Source organism: Martinezella sp. CNPSo 3890 (assembly GCF_057784455.1).
In genome coordinates, this window is sequence record NZ_JBXSOR010000001.1 from 1,211,314 (window position 1) to 1,228,529 (window position 17,216).

Genomic DNA, 17,216 nt, shown 5'->3' on the forward strand with positions numbered 1-17,216 from the left:
TTGAGAGCGGGTCGGAGATGGATCTCATTGTCTCCATACGTATTTTCACTGGAGGATATTGTCTTGAAATATATGCATTCGAAGAGCTTGCCGCTGTTGTCGGCCGCGCTGGCCACATTTGTTTTTTCTGCACCGGTCGCGGCGCTTGCTGATAATTCCATCGCAGTCCAGGGCGTGACGCTCGTCAACAAGGGACGTGTCGCGGTCGGTCGTATCCCCGCCAATCTGCGCGACAAGTTCGGCGAGACCTTCGGTTCCGGTTCGGGCATGTCGATCGACACCAAGAGCTGGGTCCGCAATGCCGACGGCACCTATAAGGGTTCGCTCTGGCTGCTGCCGGACCGCGGCTATAATGTCGCCGGCACCACCGATTATCGCGGACGTCTCAACATCATCGATATCAAGCTGACGCCGGTTGCTCCCGGGGCGACGCCGTCGGCCGGCCAGGAACAGTCGGGCGTCGAAGCCAAGCTCGCGGATACTCTGCTTTTGAAAGACAACAAGGGCAACGAAACCACTGGCCTCGACCCCGCCAACGGCGTTCGCCAGGCAGAAAGCGGTATGCCGCTTTTGCCGCAGGCACCGAACGGCAAGATCTCGCTCGATAACGAAGCTGTTGCTCGGCTGCCCGACGGTTCGATGTTCATCAGTGACGAATACGGTCCTTACATCTATCGCTTCTCGGCAGACGGGCGCATGATCTCGGCCACGGCACCGCCGGCGGCGTTTCTGCCGATGCGCCACGGCGCCGTGAATTTCTCCTCGAACAATCCCGGCCCCGGTGAAGCCGCGCCCGATCCGAAGGATCCGACCAGCGGTCGCCAAAATAATCAGGGCTTCGAGGGGATGTCCCTGACGCCGGACGGCAAGTTCCTGATCGTCGTGCTTCAGTCCGCGACCCGCCAGGACGGTGGCGATTCCAGCTCTACCAGGCAGAATACACGCGCCTTGGTCTATGATGCCGCCGATCTCGACCATCTGAAACTGGTGCACGAATATGTCGTGCCTCTGCCGGTCTTCACCAATGACAAAGGCAAGACGGCCGTCGCCGCGCAAAGCGAAATCGTGGCGCTCTCACCGACAAGCTTCCTGATGCTGGCGCGCGACAGCAACAATGGTTATGGCCAGAAGGGCGATAAGTCGCTCTATCGTAGCATCGTTGCCGTCGATGTGTCCGCTGCCACCGATATTGCCGGCGGCAAGTTCGACGGCGACACGGCTGTCGCGCCAAAGGGCGTTCTTGATCCCTCCGTCAAGCCGGCTTTCGTCAGCCAGTTCATCGACATCAACGACAGCGCCGATCTTGCGCGCTTCGGTCTGCACAATGGCGCGCCGAACGACCGTAACAACCTCTCGGAAAAGTGGGAGGCCATGTCGATCGCCAGCGTTCAGGATCCGAAGCTGCCCGACGACTACTTCCTGTTCGTCGCCAATGACAACGACTTCATCACCCAGGACGGTTTCCAGGTCGGAGCCGCCTATAAGGATGAAAGCGGTGCCGATGTCGACACCATGTTCCAGGTGTTCCAGGTCACCATTCCCGGCCTCGCCGCAAAGTAATGTCGTGAGAGACAGGGATGGACGCGGCTAACGCGTCCATCCGCTTACCCCGCTCGCAGGAACCGGATCGCCTCGTCGCGACGGAAGAGATAGAGCAGGGTGCGTACCGCGCTGCCACGCTCGCTGGTCAGTTCCGGATCGCGCTCGATCAGATAGGCGGCATCCTTGCGGGCGATCTCCAGAAGGTCGGCATGAGCCTCAAGGCTGGCGATGCGGAAGCCGGGCGTGCCGGATTGACGCGTGCCTAGAAGCTCGCCTTCGCCACGCAGCTTCAAATCCTCCTCGGCAATGCGGAAGCCGTCCTCGGTCTCGCGCATGATCGACAGCCGCGCATGCCCGGTTTCACCGAGGGGGCCTTTGTAGAGAAGAATACAGGTCGAGGCTTCGTCACCGCGACCGACACGTCCGCGCAATTGGTGAAGCTGCGCAAGGCCAAAACGCTCGGCATGTTCGATGACCATGATGGTCGCGTCGGGGACATCGACGCCCACTTCGACGACGGTCGTGGCGACCAGCAGGCGGATCTCGCCATTCTTGAAGGCCATCATCACGGCGTCTTTTTCCGGGCCGCTCATCCGGCCATGGATCAGGCCGATGCCCGGTCCAAGCGCCTTGGTCAATGTCTCATGGCGCTCTTCGACGGACATTAAATCGGATTCTTCGGATTCCTCCACAAGTGGGCATATCCAATAGGCTTTTTTACCCTCAGATAGCGCGCTTCTCAGGCGTGCGACGATGTCGCCGGTTCGTTCATTCGGAATGGTGATCGTCTGGATCGGCTTGCGTCCCGCCGGCTTCTCAGTGAGCTTCGAAACGTCCATATCGCCGAAGGCGGCGAGCACCAGCGTTCGCGGTATGGGCGTTGCGGTCATCACGAGCATATGAGGAGAGATGCCCTTCGCGGTCAGGCGCAGGCGTTGGTGAACGCCGAAGCGGTGCTGTTCGTCGACCACAGCCAGCATGAGGTTGGCATAGGCGACGCTGTCCTGAAAGAGAGCATGCGTGCCGATTATGATCTGTGCTTCCCCGGAAGCGATGCGTTCAAGGATCGCATCCCGCTCGCGTCCCTTCGTGCGGCCTGTGAGAACTTCGACGGAAAGGTTTGCACTAGCAGCGAATTTCGAAATCGTTGCATAATGCTGGCGGGCGAGAATTTCGGTCGGCGCCATCAGCACGGCCTGGCCGCCGCTTTCGATCACGGCTGCGATCGCCATCAGTGCCACCAGCGTCTTTCCCGCGCCGACATCACCCTGCAGCAGCCGAAGCATGCGCTCGGTGCCGGCCATATCCTTCAGAATATCGGCAACCGCTTCACGCTGGCTGTTCGTCATCGAGAAGGGCAGGGATTCCAGTAACTTGCGGCTGATTTCTCCAGTTGCATGCACCGGCTGTCCCGCAACCTTGCGCAACCTTTGGCGCACCAACGAAAGCGATAATTGCCCCGCCAGGAATTCATCATAGGCAAGCCGGCGGCGCGCGGGAGATTGCGGATCGATATCGGCCGCATCTCTCGGCGCATGCAGCATGTGGAAGCTATCGGAGATCGAGGGAAAGCCCTGCTTCTGCGTAAGGGCTATATCATCCCACTCAGGCAACTGCGGAATGCGCGGCAGCGCCGCCTCGATGGTCTTGCGCAGGAACTTCGGCGTGAGGCCGGCGGTTAGTGGATAGACCGGTTCGACGAGCGGCAGGTTTTCCGCTTCACTCTCGCGCATGATGTAATCCGGATGCACCATAGATGGGCGGCCGTTGAACCAGTCGACCTTGCCGCTGACGGTGACCGTCTCGTCGATCGGCAGCTGCTTTTCGAGCCATTGTGCCTTGCCCCGGAAGAAGACCAGCGCCAATTCTCCGGTCTCGTCGTGCAGATAGACGCGATAGGGAACGTTGCTACGCGCATTCGGCGGCGGCTGATGACGGTCGACACGGCCGGTAATGGTGACGATGGCGCCCTGCGGCGCCCTCGCGATACCGGGCTGCTCGCGTCGGTCGATGATCGAATGCGGCGCGTGGAAAATGAGGTCGATGACCCGACAATCGTCGATCGTTTCGCGGTCGAGCAGCTTTACCAGCAGCTCGGATACCTTCGGCCCGACGCCGGGCAGCGAAGAGATGGAGGCAAACAGCGGGTCGAGGATAGCGGGACGCATGGCCGGCAAAATGCGACGGGCAGGGCGCATTTGGCAAGGGGCAGCGGAAAACTCGATCCCTTTGAGCCCGACACTCCCCGGAAAATTGCATCGCAAGTGCTTTTTTCTTAAAAACCGGTTCCCACCTGTGAGCGCTGGTTTTATAGAGACGCATCAACATAAAGGTGTTTTTGATGACTGGGCTGACCCTCAGCAGTGCCGATCTCGATCCTCGCCGCCGGCGCATCCTTTTCCGTTGCTGGCATCGCGGTATCCGCGAAATGGATCTGGTCTTCGGCCAGTTTGCCGATAATGAGCTGCCGGGGCTTTCCGAGGCCGATCTCGATGAGCTCGAGCGCATCATGGCCGAGGAGGATAACGATCTCTTGAAGTGGATCCTCGGCAGCCAGCCGACGCCGCAGCATCTGCAGACGCCTCTCTTTGAGCGTCTGGCCTCCTACAAGCCCGATTTCGAAGAGATCGCCGAGAGGTTCGGATTAACGAAATGATCCCCGGTTTCGACGCGAAGAAGCTGCTCGCCGCCAGCGAGCCGATGACGATCGGTCATGTTCCGGCCGGCCTGGAGCCGTTCCTGATTGCCGAAATGGCAAAGGCCGGCCAGCCGATCGCCTATGTCATGTCGGACGGCCAGCACATGGCCGATGTCGAACAGATGCTCGGCTTCATCGCGCCCGAAATCCCGGTGCTCACCCTGCCGGCCTGGGATTGCCTTCCCTACGACCGCGTTTCCCCAAGCTCCGACACCTCGGCGCGGCGCTTGGCGGCTTTGTCCGGCCTGATCGCGCATCATCGCAAGCCGCACGCGGCCATCGTGCTGGTGACCGTCAACGCCATGCTGCAGAAGGTGGCACCGCAAGATATTATCGAGAGCCTGGCGTTCTCGGCCCGTCCCGGCAATCAGGTCCGGATGGACGACATCGCGGCCCGCCTGGAGCGCAACGGTTTCGATCGCGTCGCAACGGTACGTGAGGTCGGTGAATATGCGGTGCGCGGCGGCATTCTCGACGTCTTCGTTCCCGGCACGGAAGAGCCGGTGCGCCTGGATTTCTTCGGCGATACGTTGGAAAGCATCCGTAGCTTCGATCCGGCAAGCCAGCGTACAACTGGGCAGGTGCGTTCGCTCGATCTCAATCCGATGAGCGAAGTGACGCTGACGCCGGATACGATCAGCCGCTTCCGCAAGAGCTATCTCTCCGCCTTTGGCGCCGCTACGCGCGATGATGCGCTCTATCTCGCCGTATCCGAAGGTCGGCGATACGCCGGCATGGAACATTGGTTGCCGCTCTTCTATGAGAAGCTGGAGACGGTTTTCGACTATCTCAAGGGCTTCCGCTTGGTCACGGATCACACCGTGCGCGAGGCGGCAGAGGAGCGTTCCAAGCTCGTCTTCGACTATTACGATGCCCGCCTGAATTCCGGCCAGCAGGCCAAGGGGCAAATGGCGCAGGGCACGCCCTATAAACCGGTCACGCCGGGCCAGCTCTATCTCGATGGCAAGGCCTTCGGCACTTCGCTTGATGCCTTCGGCGCCATCCGCATCTCGCCCTTCAACGAACATGAGGGTGAGGCGCGTCGCGTCATCGAGCTTGATGCCCGCCAAGGGCCGCGCTGGGCGCGCTCCGCCACCGATGGCGCCGACAGCGAGCGCATCAACGTCTTTGACGCGGTCGTCAAGCATATTGCCGACAAGCGGGCGGCAGGCGGCAAGGTGCTCATATCCGCCTGGACCGAAGGTTCGCTCGATCGCCTGCTGCAGGTGCTTTCCGAACATGGGTTGGCGCGCGTCAAGACCATCGAGGCCTTCAAGGATCTTAGCGGCCTGGCGAAGGGCGAGGCGGCTGCCGCCGTACTCAGCCTCGAAGCCGGCTTCGAGGCCGGCGATCTCATCGTCATCGGCGAGCAGGATATTCTCGGCGACCGCATGGTGCGCCGCTCGAAGCGCCGCAAGCGCGCCGCCGACTTCATCTCGGAAGTGGCAGGCTTGGATGAAGGCTCGATCGTCGTTCATGCCGAGCATGGCATCGGCCGTTTCGTTGGGCTGAGGACCATCGAGGCTGCCGGTGCACCGCATGCCTGCCTTGAGCTGCAATATGCCGACGATGCCAAGCTGTTCCTGCCGGTCGAGAATATCGATCTGCTCTCGCGCTTTGGCGGCGAGGGCACCGAGGCGCAGCTTGACAAGCTCGGCGGCGGCGCATGGCAGATGCGTAAGGCGAAGCTCAAGAAGCGCCTTCTGGATATCGCTGGTGACTTGATCCGTGTTGCGGCCGAGCGCTTGACGCGCCATGCGCCGGTGCTGACCTCACCCGAAGGGCTCTACGACGAATTCGCTGCGCGCTTCCCCTATGATGAGACCGATGACCAGATGAACGCCATCGAGGCGGTGCGTGAGGATCTTGGTGCCGGCCGGCCGATGGACCGCCTCGTCTGCGGCGACGTCGGTTTCGGCAAGACGGAAGTGGCGCTTCGCGCAGCCTTCGTCGCTGCCATGAACGGCGTGCAGGTCGCTGTCGTCGTGCCGACGACCCTGCTTGCCCGGCAGCATTTCAAGACCTTCTCCGAGCGTTTCCGCGGCCTGCCGATCCGTGTGCAGCAGGCATCCCGCCTGGTGGGCGCCAAGGATCTGGCGCTGACCAAGAAGGAAGTGGCGGAAGGCAAGACCGATATCGTCGTCGGCACGCATGCACTGCTCGGCGCCGGCATCCAGTTTGCCAATCTCGGCCTGCTCATTATCGATGAAGAGCAGCATTTCGGCGTGAAGCACAAAGAGCGTCTGAAGGAACTGAAGAGCGACGTGCATGTGCTGACGCTTTCGGCGACGCCGATCCCGCGCACGCTGCAGCTGGCGATGACGGGTGTGCGCGAACTGTCGCTCATCACCACGCCGCCGGTCGACCGCATGGCCGTGCGCACCTTCATCTCGCCTTTCGATTCGCTCGTGATCCGCGAAACGCTGATGCGCGAGCATTATCGCGGCGGCCAGAGCTTCTATGTCTGTCCGCGTCTCGCTGATCTCGCCGATATCCACGCCTTCCTGCAATCCGATGTGCCTGAGCTGAAGGTGGCGGTCGCGCACGGCCAGATGCCGGCTGGCGAGCTGGAAGACATTATGAACGCCTTCTACGAAGGCCGTTATGACGTGCTGCTCTCTACGACCATCGTCGAATCCGGCCTAGACGTGCCGACCGCCAATACGTTGATCGTCCACCGCGCCGATATGTTCGGGCTTGCCCAGCTCTATCAGCTGCGCGGCCGCGTCGGTCGCTCCAAGGTCCGCGCCTTTGCGCTCTTCACCCTGCCGGTCAACAAAGTCCTGACCACGACGGCGGAGCGCCGGCTCAAGGTGCTGCAGTCTCTGGACACGCTCGGTGCCGGCTTCCAGCTGGCAAGCCACGATCTCGACATCCGCGGCGCCGGCAATCTGCTCGGCGAGGAACAGTCAGGCCATATCAAGGAAGTCGGCTTCGAGCTTTACCAGCAGATGCTCGAAGAGGCCGTCGCCGAGGTCAAGGGCGTCGATGAGATCCAGGATACAGGCTGGTCGCCGCAGATCTCCGTCGGCACGCCTGTCATGATCCCCGACGACTACGTGCCCGATCTGCATCTGCGTATGGCGCTCTATCGCCGCCTCGGCGAGATCACCGAGCTGAAGGAAATCGACGGTTTCGGCGCCGAAATGATCGACCGCTTCGGTCCCTTGCCGATCGAGGTTCAGCACCTGCTCAAGATCGTCTACATCAAGTCGCTCTGCCGCGTCGCCAATGTCGAGAAGCTGGACGCCGGCCCGAAGGGTGTCGTCGTGCAGTTCCGCAACAAGGAATTTCCGAACCCGGCCAACCTCGTCGGCTATATCGCCAAGCAGGGCACGATGGCCAAGATCCGCCCCGATCAAAGCGTCTTCCTGACCCGCGATCTTCCGACACCGGAAAAGCGGCTGCAGGGAGCGGCCGTGGTCATGACGCAACTGGCGGAGCTGGCGAAGTAGTTGTTCCGCTTACAGCGATCCAGCAAAGGATGCTGCGGCCAATAGTATGCCTGTAAGAATATTCGCCAGAAACAGCCGGTAATTGACCTCAGGGCGTGAAAGATCGAGGCGCCAGGTCTGCCAGCCGAGATGCACGGCTATGACGAGCATTCCGACCACATAGGGCAATGACATGCCCGTCAGCCAACCACCGGTGGACCATGCAGCGACGGCAATGGCATAGAACAAGCCGATACATGCCTTGCCGCGCGAGCCGAACAGGATGGCGGTTGATTTCAAGCCCAGTCGCGTATCATCGCGAACGTCGACATAGGCGTAAACGGTATCGTATCCGATCTGCCAGGCGATAGCGCCGAGCCACATCAGAGCCGCGCCGACAGGAATCGCGCCTGTGACTTCCGGCCAGGCCATCAGCATTCCCCAATTGAAGGCCGCGCCAAGAATGGCCTGAGGCCAATATGTGAAACGTTTGCAGAGCGGATAGACAAACACGAGCGGCAAGACGCTGATCGCGACAAGGCGTGTGAATGGCGTCAGGAAGAACAGAAGCGAAGCAGCGAGCGTGAGTTCGGCCGCAAGAAACAGCACGGCCTGCGGCACGCCGATCTGTCCGCTCGCCAATGGCCGAAAGCGTGTACGCTCGACATGCCCATCAAACTTTCGATCCGCAATGTCGTTGACAGTCGAGCCCGCGCTTCTCATCAGCAATGCGCCTAGCGAGAAAATGGCTAGCTGTCTGATATCTGGAAAACCATGTGAGGCTTGGATGAGCGCTGCCCAGCAAGGAAAAAGCGTCAGCCAAATGCCGACGGGCCGATCCAGCCGCGCAAGCCGCGTGTAGGGTCTCAACGCCGCGGGTAAACGGCGGTCCACCCAGTTTAATATCGCTCAGATCGGGACGGGTGGATACGTTCATCATCGAAATCCGCGGTTTCATCGACGAAGAAAAATAGCGACTTCCGCACATCTCGCAACGGCTGGAGGCGCGGCTGCGCCAATTTAGCCTTGCGGTCGCGTCCGGCCCGCGACGGCCATTTTCCGCCGCGGGCCGAAATCTGACCATATCCTCAAGCCGCCTGCGGCTTACGCTTCTCCCCAGCATCTGGAATGCGCGCGATGACCTTGATCTCAAAATCGAAGCCCGCCAGCCAGTTGACGCCAACCGCCGTCCAGTTCGGATAGGGCTTTTCGGTGAAGATCCGGTTCTTGACGGTCATGATAGCGCCGAACTGCCGCTCCGGATCGGTGTGAAACGTGGTGACATCGATGATGTCGTCGAAGGTGCAGCCTGCGGCTTCCAAGGTTGCTCTCAGATTGTTGAAGGCGAGTTCGACCTGTTTTTCGAAATCCGGCTCTGGGCTTCCATCCGCACGGCTACCGACTTGACCGGAGACGAACAGCAGGTCGCCGGAACGGATTGCGGCGGAATAGCCGTGCTCCTCATAAAGCGCATGTCTGTTCTTCGGGAAAATTGCATTGCGTGTCGTCATGGTGTCGGCTCTCATTCGCGTTGATCTGAAAAGATGGGAAGGACGCAAGCTCGCGCGAGGCTTCCAAACCGCCGCCTCGTTTGATATACGGCGCGTATGTGAGATATTGATATGCGCGGCGTATGTCAATATTTCAAATACGAAACGTATGTGAAATTTGAGGGTGATATGGCAAAGCGCCTGGAAACGATGGAAGAAAATCGCACCAAGTTGATTGCCGCTGCGCGGAAAGCTTTCGCGGAGAAAGGATTTGCGGCGGCTTCAATGGATGAGTTGACGGCGGATGTCGGTCTGACGAGGGGCGCGCTCTACCACAATTTCGGCGACAAGCGCGGATTACTCGCCGCAGTCGTCGATCAGATCGACAATGAGATGGCGCTGCGGGCGAAGGAGATCGGCGCACAGGCGGACGGTGACTGGCAAGGACTGCTTGCGGAAGGCGAGGCCTACATCAAGATGGCGCTCGATCCGGAGGTCCAGCGCATCGTCCTGCTCGATGGGCCGGCTGTTTTGGGCGATCCCTCGAAATGGCCAAGTCAGAATAGCTGCCTCGCGGGGACCCGGCAGACGGTGTCAAAGCTTCTGGAACAAGAGGTGGTCAAACCGGTCGATGCCGAGGCGGCAGCCCGGCTCATTTCGGGCGCAGCGCTGAATGCCGCTCTCTGGGTTGCTGCCAGCGATAATCCGACGGAGGTGCTGCCCAAGGCGATAGAGGCCTTCCGGACGATGGCTTCGGGACTGCTGGCAAAGACCTGATGCCGGTTATGGCTCAGCTGCTTCCGCGATCGGCGATTCGCGGAAGCCCTCGCGGCTATGATCGAAAAGCGGAAGCCCGTTTAGTTCATCCCCGCACGCGCTTCCGCCTTCATCTTGGCGAGATCGCGCAGCGCACCGGCAGGCATGTCCGGCGTCTTGGCACCGCTGACGGCATATTGCTGATCTTTTGAGCGGCCTCAATTTTGCTGACGATGAGGTCCCGCATAAGTCACGCCGTAGGCTCCGGTCGTTCGCTCGATATGCGCAAAACCGAGTTCGCCCAGGTGCATACCGGCGATCAACAGCCGCTCCGAGCTGACGAGATCCAATAGCCTTGATCGCGTCGATGCTGCCAGATGTGGATCCTGATCAAAGGCGATCGATACATCCGGTCGTGCAATCTGGATCGAGGGAAAGTGGACAATATCTCCCCAGACCAACAGATTCTTGCCGTCGGAATTGAGACGATAGCCCGTGTGCCCCGGGGTATGGCCGGGAAGTGGCTCCGCAGTGATGCCGGGAAGCACCTCACCGGCATCGAAAGAGCGCAGCCTGCCGTGATAGCCGTCGAACGCTCGACGCGCGAGGATAAAGTTGCCGCGGGCGCGCTCCGGTGCTCGGTTCAAATTGCCGTCATCCTGCCAGAAGGCGATTTCGCGATTGTGGACGACAAGCTCGGCGTTCGGGAAGGTGGCGTCTCCGCAAGCGTTCATCAGCCCTCCGATATGATCCGGATGGGCATGTGTCAGCAGGATCGTGTCGATATCGAGAGGCTGGATGCCGGCCACAGCGAGATTGGTTTCCAGCCGGCCACCCCATTGTTTGAAACCGCCCGCTCCCGCGTCGATCAGGACCGTGCGGCCGCCACTACGCACCATGTAGCAGTTGATATGGATCGAGGCAGGGTCCTCTACGCCCGTATTCGCCTGCATCCGAGAAGCATCTGCCGGGTCGATATTCGAGAGAAGGTCGAGACTGGCAGCAAGGTAGCCGTCGCTGATGGCGGTAATTGTTAAGTCGCCAACCTGCTGGCTGGGAAACGCTAGATTAGTCATTGTTGTCTCCAACCAGCCGCTCAGTTTCGCGCGTAGAGGCATACAGCTCCATAACCGAAGCAACGGATGCGCGCGGTGAGGGCGAGCTTATATTTGATGGCGTCATCCAGGCCTTGCATGAAGCGATCCATGACCGTCGGCGTGCGAAAGGGTTCAAGGCGATATCGGATGTCTGCAAAGACCTGATGCCCTCGGCCGGAGCGGACAGCGACATAGATGACATGCACGTTGGCCAATGCAGCTCGAAGGATGCCCGTGCAAAGTTCGGTGCATTGCTCCGTGAGATCGGCAAGTGCTTCGTCGCCCGGCATGCTTTCTGCGGGGATGAAGATTGTGACGCTCGGCATCAGAACCTACCGCGCTGTCTCGGAGGCGGCATTCTTGCCACTCGTCAATTGTGTCGTCATCGGTTCGTAGACATGAACATCCCCGGGAAGATGCCGAATGTCTGCAATCGCGGAGCGCTTCACCTTGGCGAGCCAACGGTGCTCCGGGAGCTTCTCCATTGCCACCGCATGCATTGCGGACGGGGTGAGGTCTAGGCGGGTGAGGGGCTCGGGGCCATGGGCGCTTAAAACCAGATATTCGTCTTCATCGATTGCCGGCGCTCGCTCGATGCCATCGTAAAGGTTTCGGTGCCAATCGGTGATGTGCTGCTGCCAACGCGCAAAATTTCCACCTCCCTTTTGGCGATATTCCTCACCCGTCAGAACATCGAGGCCATCGATCGAATGCATGGCAAGATAAACCGGGCAATTGCGGCTGATTGCCTTCAAGCGCTGCGAGGTATGAAAGCTACTTACCGAAATCAGGGCTGGCAGCTTATCCAGACTATAGAAGTCGTTCCACTCCGCTTCGCTGGCTGGATCGGCAAAGCTGCATTCCACCGTGTAAATCATCGTATCACCTTTAGTTGCAGGGACCGGCTTTCGGCCTTGTTTCTCATTGATATTTGATCAAGATAGACTGCCATTCGTCGCTGGTATATCGACATCGGCTCATGCTTTAGTGATCAAATATCAAGGTTGCAGCCGTTCGAGTGCCAAACCATCACGTTGGGAGCCGCCCATGCGCCGCAAAATTCCAAGCAATTCTGCGCTCCTGGCGTTCGAGGTGTCGGCTCGCCATGGAAGCTTCGCTCGCGCTGCCGAAGAGTTAGCCCTGACCGAAGGAGCGATCAGCCGCCAGATAAGCCGGCTCGAAGCCTTTCTCGGTGTCACGCTGTTCGAGCGGGTCGGTAATCGTGTTCGGCTCTTGCCGAATGGAGAGCGCTATGCCGTACAGGTTCGCGAGTCACTGGATCGGCTGGAGCGCGACAGTCAATATCTGATGGGGCAGCCCAATGGCGGCGCGAATATCGATATCGCCACCATCCCGACCTTCGCCACGCGCTGGCTTATTCCCCGTCTTGGGCGGTTCCGCGAAAAGCACCCGAATATTATCGTGCATCTCGCCGAACGGATGGAGCCTTTTGTCCTTGCTGGAAGTGGGTTTGATGCCGCGATCCATTTCGATCACCCTGCCTGGACTGGAATGAGAACGCATCGGCTGTTGCAGGAGACGTTGGTTCCGGTTTGCCATCCGACGCTTCTCGGTAGCGCTAAAGTGCCACCAACTCTCGATGAACTGCCGCGCCTTCATCGACGCCAGAACCCGGACGCCTGGCAACGCTATGCGCAGGAGGCCGGGATTGTGCTGACCAATCCTGCGATTGGCCCGCGTTACGATCTTCACGTCATGCTGATTGAAGCTGCGCTCGCTGGACTGGGCGTCGCCCTGGTGCCACGTCTCTATGTCGAGGCGGAGTTGGCAGAAGGTCGCCTCGTTGCGCCATGGCCCGATGGTCAGTCGATCTCCAAGACCTTCTGTCTCATCCTGCCGGAGCCGATCCGATTGAGCGACGGTCCAATCCAGGATTTTGCGAATTGGCTCCTGATGGAATCGCGGACGGCGAATATAACGATCTGACGGCCGTGGATTTATAGGCCTCGAGAATATCCGGACTAACGCGGCATTGGTTTTCGGGTTTTTGCAGCGGCGGGGCGAGCCGTTTTGAAATTGTTTCAGCAAAAACGCGAAAAACGTCTGGCCGACGCCATTCCCGCCAGAATGGCGCCTCTGTGGATCTTGATCAATTCATCCCCGCGCGCGCTTCCGCCTTCATCTTGGCGATATCGCGTAGTGCACCGGCAAGCACGTCCGGCGTCTGGGCGCCGCTGACGGCATATTGCTGGTCGAAGATGAAGAAGGGCACGCCGTTGACGCCGATCTTTTGGGCGGCGTCGATTTCGCTGATGATGAGATCGCGGTCCGCATCGGAGGCAAGCAGCGTTGATATGACCGAACGGTCGAGCCCGGCTTCTTCGGCAATGTCGAGCAGCACCGCGTGGTCGCCAACATTGCGACCTTGCTCGAAATTCGCCTTGAAGAGAGCATCCACCACCTTGTCCTGCTTTTCGCGGCTTTCGGTGACGGACCAATGGATGAGGCGATGGGCGTCGAGCGTGTTCGGGCCGATCTTGATGGCGTCGAAATCGAACTTAATGCCCACTTCGCGGCCGAGCTCGGTCAGCATCTTGTGGCCCTGCGCGACGCGTTCCGCGCCGCCGAGCTTTTGCTCGAGCGCCTTCTTCTGGTCAACGCCCTCTGGCGGATAGTCGGGATTGAGCCGATAGGGTCGCCAGTTGAGATCGACGCCTACTTCGTCCTGTACCTCGGCAATCGCCAGCTCCAGGCGGGCCTTGCCGAGATAGCACCATGGGCAGACGACGTCCGAGACGATGTCAATCGTGATGCGTTCCATGGTTTCATCCTTTCGGTTTTTGGGCTGTTCCCCTCCATCTAGGCCTTTGCACCGATGGCTTCAACCGGTTACCGAAAGGGAACCATTGCGACGCTATTGCGCCGAGGCGTCCCACCAGGTCGATAATTGATAGCCGTAAAGCGGTAGCACGTCTGGACGGGCGATGTGGCTCCGCCGCGCTATCCATTGCTGGCCGATATGGTAGAGCGGCACCATGTAATAACCGGAGATCAGGATACGGTCGAAGGAGCGCACCGCGTCGCGAAAATCCTCGGCTGAATGAGCCGTCAGAAAATGTTCCATCAGTGTGTCGACATCGGGACTGGCAACACCGGCGTAATTGAAGCTGCCTGCCGCCTTGGCGGCTGCCGATCCCCATCGCCCAAGCTGCTCAGTGCCGGGCGATAGCGATGAGGGATAGGCTTTCAGGATCATGTCGTAATCGTAGTTTCCCGTCCGCAGCTGATATTGGGAATCGTCGACCGTGCGGATCGTGACGGATATGCCAAGAAGCGCTAGGGAACGTTGATAAGCGATGGCGATACGCTCTTGATCTGCATTCTGCGTCATGATCTCGAAACTGAGCTGGCGACCGGTGCCGTCGACCATACGCTCGCCCTTGATCGTGTAGCCGCCCTGCTTGAGGAAATTGACGGCCTTGCGCAGGATCTTTCGGTCGCGCCCGGAACCGTCGCTGACGGGAAGCTTATAAGTACCGTCGAGCACGTCGGGGTCGATGTGGTCCTTGATAGGGCCGAGCATGGCTAGCTCATTGACATCGGCCGGTACACCGAAGGAGGAGAGGTCTGAGTTCTGCCAGTAGCTCTCGGTGCGCGTATAGGCGCTGGAGGCAAGATTGCGGTTGAACCATTCGAAATCGAAGACAAGCGTCAGGCCTTTACGCACATTCTTGTCGGCAAAGATCGGCCGACGCGTATTGAAAACAAAGCCCATCATGCCGCTCGGCAACTTCGGCTTAAATGTCTCCTTCACGACCGCACCGGAACTTACGGCCGGGAAATCATAGGCTCGCTGCCAATGACCTGGGCTGCCGTCGGGATAAACGTCGATATCGCCCTTCTTGAAAGCTTCGAATAGGCTGGTTTCTTGCAGGAAATAGGTGACGGATATCTCGTCGTAGTTGTCGATACCGATTTTTGTGGGAATGTCCTTGCCCCAATAGCTGGGATCGCGCTGATAGATGATGCGCTGGCCCGGATCGATGCTCTTGATTTTATAGGGTCCAGAGCCGACGGGAATGGCGAGCGTTGTTCGATCGAAATTATCCACATCGATGACGTGTTTCGGCAGGATCGGCAACATGGCAATGATTAGCGGCGTTTCGCGATTCGCCGCCTCATTGAAATGGATCCGCACGCTATGTTCGTTGACCTTCTCCATCCCACCGACTCCTTTCAGCGGAGATGAAAGGTTGGGGCGCCCCTTGTCTCGCAGAAGCTGGAAAGTGAAGATTACATCTTCCGGCGTCACTGGCTGCCCGTCCGACCATCGGGCCCTCGGATTGAGGTTGAACTGGATGAAGCTGCGATTGTCGTCCCATTCGACCGTCTGCGCCAACAATCCGTAAAGGGTGAAGGGCTCGTCGCTTGAGCGTTGCATAAGAGACTCGTAAACGAGATTGCCATATTCCGGGTCCCACATGCCGCGTGCGGTCGTGCGCATGCTTTTCAGAATGAAGGGATTGAGATTGTCGAAGGTGCCGACGACGCCATAGCTGACGCGGCCGCCCTTTTTGACATCCGGATTGACGTAGGGGAAATGCTTGAAGTCCGCCGGCAGTGCCGGATCTCCGTGCATGGCGATGCCGTAAAGCGGCTGAGCCGCCGCGGCGTTGCACAAGGTTGCGAAGAACAGGAGGGCAGCGATCCGGAGCGCTTGCATGGCATCCTTTCCGGGAGGGGTACGATTCGGCCGAACATTATCATGAGCGTGCCGAATTCAACACGCGACTGCGGAAATCTTAGGACTTGGCAGAAAAGGCCAAAGAAAAGCTGGATATCCGTGCCAGTGCGATGTAACAGGGGTGCCGGGTTTCTCGGGTCATGTATTTGCCTTATTCATTCGACAGGTGGACGACGGTTTGACCCGAATTGCATGGGACGGCGTGCTGTCGTCCCGAAGCGGATTTCAGGAGGCGGTTTCGCTATGATGTTCAAGACTGACAACAAAATGCGGGCAGGTCTCTCTGCTCTGGCTCTCATGATTGGCGCGGCCATGCCGGCTGCCGCTTTCGCGCAGGACGCGTCCAACGCAGCTCCCGCTGATGGCGGCGGTGATCCCAACCAGCCGCGTCTGGGCTGGTACAAGACCTGCACCAAGCAGGACGATGCCGATATCTGCATCGTCCAGAATTTGATCATGGCAAACAACGGCCAGCTCGTGACGGCTGTCGGCCTCATCTCCGTCGATGGCAAGGTCAACCGCAAGATCCTGCAGATCTCGGTTCCGACCGCCCGCCTGATCCCGCCCGGCATCACCATGCAGGTCGATGGCGGCAAGGGCCAGAAGCTCGACTATGCCGTCTGCCTTCCGGACAAGTGCACCGCGGAAGTTCCCGTGACGGACGCGATGGTCGCTTCATTGAAGAAGGGCACCGACGTCACCTTCACCTCTGTGAACTTCCGCCGCGCTCCGAACCCGATCAAGATCTCGCTGACCGGTTTCGGCGCCGCTTATGACGGTCCGGCGCTCTCCGATTCGAAGCTTGCCGAAAGCCAGAAGAGCCTGCAGGACAGCATGCAGAAGAAGGCCGAGGAAGCACGCAAGAAGCTCGAAGATGCGCAGAAGGCTGCCAAGCAGCAGTAAGCTGACGATAGTCTCGTTTCATGAGAAAAAGCCCGGAGTGATCCGGGCTTTTTCTTTGCTCTAATGGCCATATGCGATGCTCGGAAGCCAAATAAAAAGGGAAGGCGTTGGGAGCGCCTTCCCTTTCGAATAAGATAGGTTTTACACGTGTTTAATGGGCGAAGCTCATCTTGGGCTTGAGCTGCCCGGTCGGGGCCTGGTCGAAGATCTGAGCGACCTGCGGATTGCGTAAGGGAACGCCGCTCTCATCGTTGATGAGGTTCTGCTCCGACACGTATGCGACATATTCCGTCTCGTCGTTTTCGGCGAGAAGGTGATAGAAGGGCTGGTCCTTATCGGGACGCACTTCCGCGGGAATGGAATTCCACCATTCCTCTGTATTTGCGAATTCCGGATCGACATCGAAGATGACACCGCGGAAGGGGAACATCCGGTGTCGAACCACGTCGCCAATATTGAATTTTGCGTTTCGTTGTTTCATGGCACGACTTCCTTTCAAGCAATCATGTGGTGACTTTCACCACTGATATCAAGGATTTTGCCCCCATTCCTTCATCGAACTGTCACATTCGGCCCGAGTTATTTGGTCGA

Annotated in this window: 14 protein-coding genes and 2 pseudogenes; 6 read left to right on the forward strand and 10 right to left on the reverse strand. The window is 59.2% G+C overall.

Annotated features, from left to right (window positions below; genetic code table 11):
• Window positions 1-72 precede the first annotated feature (72 nt).
• Window positions 73-1,560: an esterase-like activity of phytase family protein gene (locus tag AC13RC_RS05975; RefSeq protein WP_488556761.1), complete on the forward strand. Its 1,488-nt coding sequence runs from the start codon at window positions 73-75 to the stop codon at window positions 1,558-1,560.
• A 44-nt stretch (window positions 1,561-1,604) separates the two neighbouring features.
• Here the strand turns inward: AC13RC_RS05975 and recG are convergent, their stop codons facing one another.
• On the reverse strand, window positions 1,605-3,710 hold the full coding sequence (recG, locus tag AC13RC_RS05980) for an ATP-dependent DNA helicase RecG (protein ID WP_488556703.1): 2,106 nt from the start codon (window positions 3,708-3,710) through the stop codon (window positions 1,605-1,607).
• 173 nt (window positions 3,711-3,883) lie between these two features.
• Between recG and AC13RC_RS05985 the strand changes: the two genes are divergently transcribed.
• Together AC13RC_RS05985 and mfd are read left to right on the forward strand one after the other, a co-directional pair.
• Window positions 3,884-4,198, forward strand: a complete 315-nt coding sequence (locus AC13RC_RS05985; RefSeq protein ID WP_113333761.1) for an FAD assembly factor SdhE — start codon at window positions 3,884-3,886, stop codon at window positions 4,196-4,198.
• A complete protein-coding gene (gene mfd, locus AC13RC_RS05990; protein WP_488556704.1) occupies window positions 4,195-7,695 on the forward strand; it encodes a transcription-repair coupling factor in 3,501 nt (1,166 codons plus the stop codon). The genes AC13RC_RS05985 and mfd overlap by 4 nt, the downstream gene beginning before the upstream one ends.
• 9 nt (window positions 7,696-7,704) lie before the next feature.
• Here mfd and ubiA read toward each other — a convergent pair.
• Both ubiA and AC13RC_RS06000 read right to left on the reverse strand, forming a co-directional pair.
• Window positions 7,705-8,611, reverse strand: a pseudogene (gene ubiA / locus AC13RC_RS05995) (4-hydroxybenzoate octaprenyltransferase).
• A gap of 151 nt (window positions 8,612-8,762) precedes the next feature.
• Entirely contained in the window at window positions 8,763-9,185 is a 423-nt protein-coding gene (locus AC13RC_RS06000) for a RidA family protein (RefSeq protein WP_488556705.1), read from the reverse strand.
• Between the two features lie 168 nt (window positions 9,186-9,353).
• On the opposite strand from AC13RC_RS06000, the gene AC13RC_RS06005 reads away from it, so the two are divergent.
• The gene (locus AC13RC_RS06005; protein WP_113333764.1) at window positions 9,354-9,941 is read left to right on the forward strand and encodes a TetR/AcrR family transcriptional regulator; all 588 of its coding nucleotides are present in this window, start codon (window positions 9,354-9,356) and stop codon (window positions 9,939-9,941) included.
• An 80-nt stretch (window positions 9,942-10,021) separates the two neighbouring features.
• Here the strand turns inward: AC13RC_RS06005 and AC13RC_RS06010 are convergent.
• The 4 genes and pseudogenes from AC13RC_RS06010 to AC13RC_RS06025 all read right to left on the reverse strand — a co-directional run.
• Window positions 10,022-10,126, reverse strand: a pseudogene (locus tag AC13RC_RS06010) (disulfide bond formation protein DsbA); the annotation flags it as partial.
• Between the two features lie 12 nt (window positions 10,127-10,138).
• Complete coding sequence (locus tag AC13RC_RS06015) at window positions 10,139-10,996, reverse strand: MBL fold metallo-hydrolase (RefSeq protein ID WP_488556706.1); 858 nt, start codon at window positions 10,994-10,996, stop codon at window positions 10,139-10,141.
• 20 nt (window positions 10,997-11,016) lie between these two features.
• Entirely contained in the window at window positions 11,017-11,343 is a 327-nt protein-coding gene (locus AC13RC_RS06020) for a hypothetical protein (protein WP_488556707.1), read from the reverse strand.
• Window positions 11,344-11,349: 6 nt separating this feature from the next.
• The gene (locus tag AC13RC_RS06025; protein ID WP_488556708.1) at window positions 11,350-11,895 is read right to left on the reverse strand and encodes a sugar ABC transporter; all 546 of its coding nucleotides are present in this window, start codon (window positions 11,893-11,895) and stop codon (window positions 11,350-11,352) included.
• A gap of 169 nt (window positions 11,896-12,064) precedes the next feature.
• On the opposite strand from AC13RC_RS06025, the gene AC13RC_RS06030 reads away from it, so the two are divergent.
• Window positions 12,065-12,964 (forward strand): LysR substrate-binding domain-containing protein, encoded by a 900-nt coding sequence (locus tag AC13RC_RS06030; RefSeq protein WP_488556709.1) that lies wholly within the window; start codon window positions 12,065-12,067, stop codon window positions 12,962-12,964.
• A 163-nt stretch (window positions 12,965-13,127) separates the two neighbouring features.
• Here AC13RC_RS06030 and AC13RC_RS06035 read toward each other — a convergent pair whose 3' ends face one another.
• Window positions 13,128-13,799, reverse strand: a complete 672-nt coding sequence (locus AC13RC_RS06035; RefSeq protein WP_069612156.1) for a DsbA family oxidoreductase — start codon at window positions 13,797-13,799, stop codon at window positions 13,128-13,130.
• A gap of 93 nt (window positions 13,800-13,892) precedes the next feature.
• Window positions 13,893-15,701, reverse strand: coding sequence for an extracellular solute-binding protein (locus tag AC13RC_RS06040; protein WP_488556710.1), 1,809 nt, complete (start codon window positions 15,699-15,701; stop codon window positions 13,893-13,895).
• Window positions 15,702-15,965: 264 nt separating this feature from the next.
• Here AC13RC_RS06040 and AC13RC_RS06045 point away from each other — a divergent pair, with 264 nt between their 5' ends.
• Window positions 15,966-16,625, forward strand: a complete 660-nt coding sequence (locus tag AC13RC_RS06045) for an invasion associated locus B family protein (protein WP_488556711.1) — start codon at window positions 15,966-15,968, stop codon at window positions 16,623-16,625.
• A 151-nt stretch (window positions 16,626-16,776) separates the two neighbouring features.
• On the opposite strand, the gene hspQ is transcribed toward AC13RC_RS06045, so the two are convergent.
• Entirely contained in the window at window positions 16,777-17,106 is a 330-nt protein-coding gene (hspQ, locus tag AC13RC_RS06050) for a heat shock protein HspQ (RefSeq protein WP_069612159.1), read from the reverse strand.
• Between the last annotated feature and the right edge of the window lie 110 nt (window positions 17,107-17,216).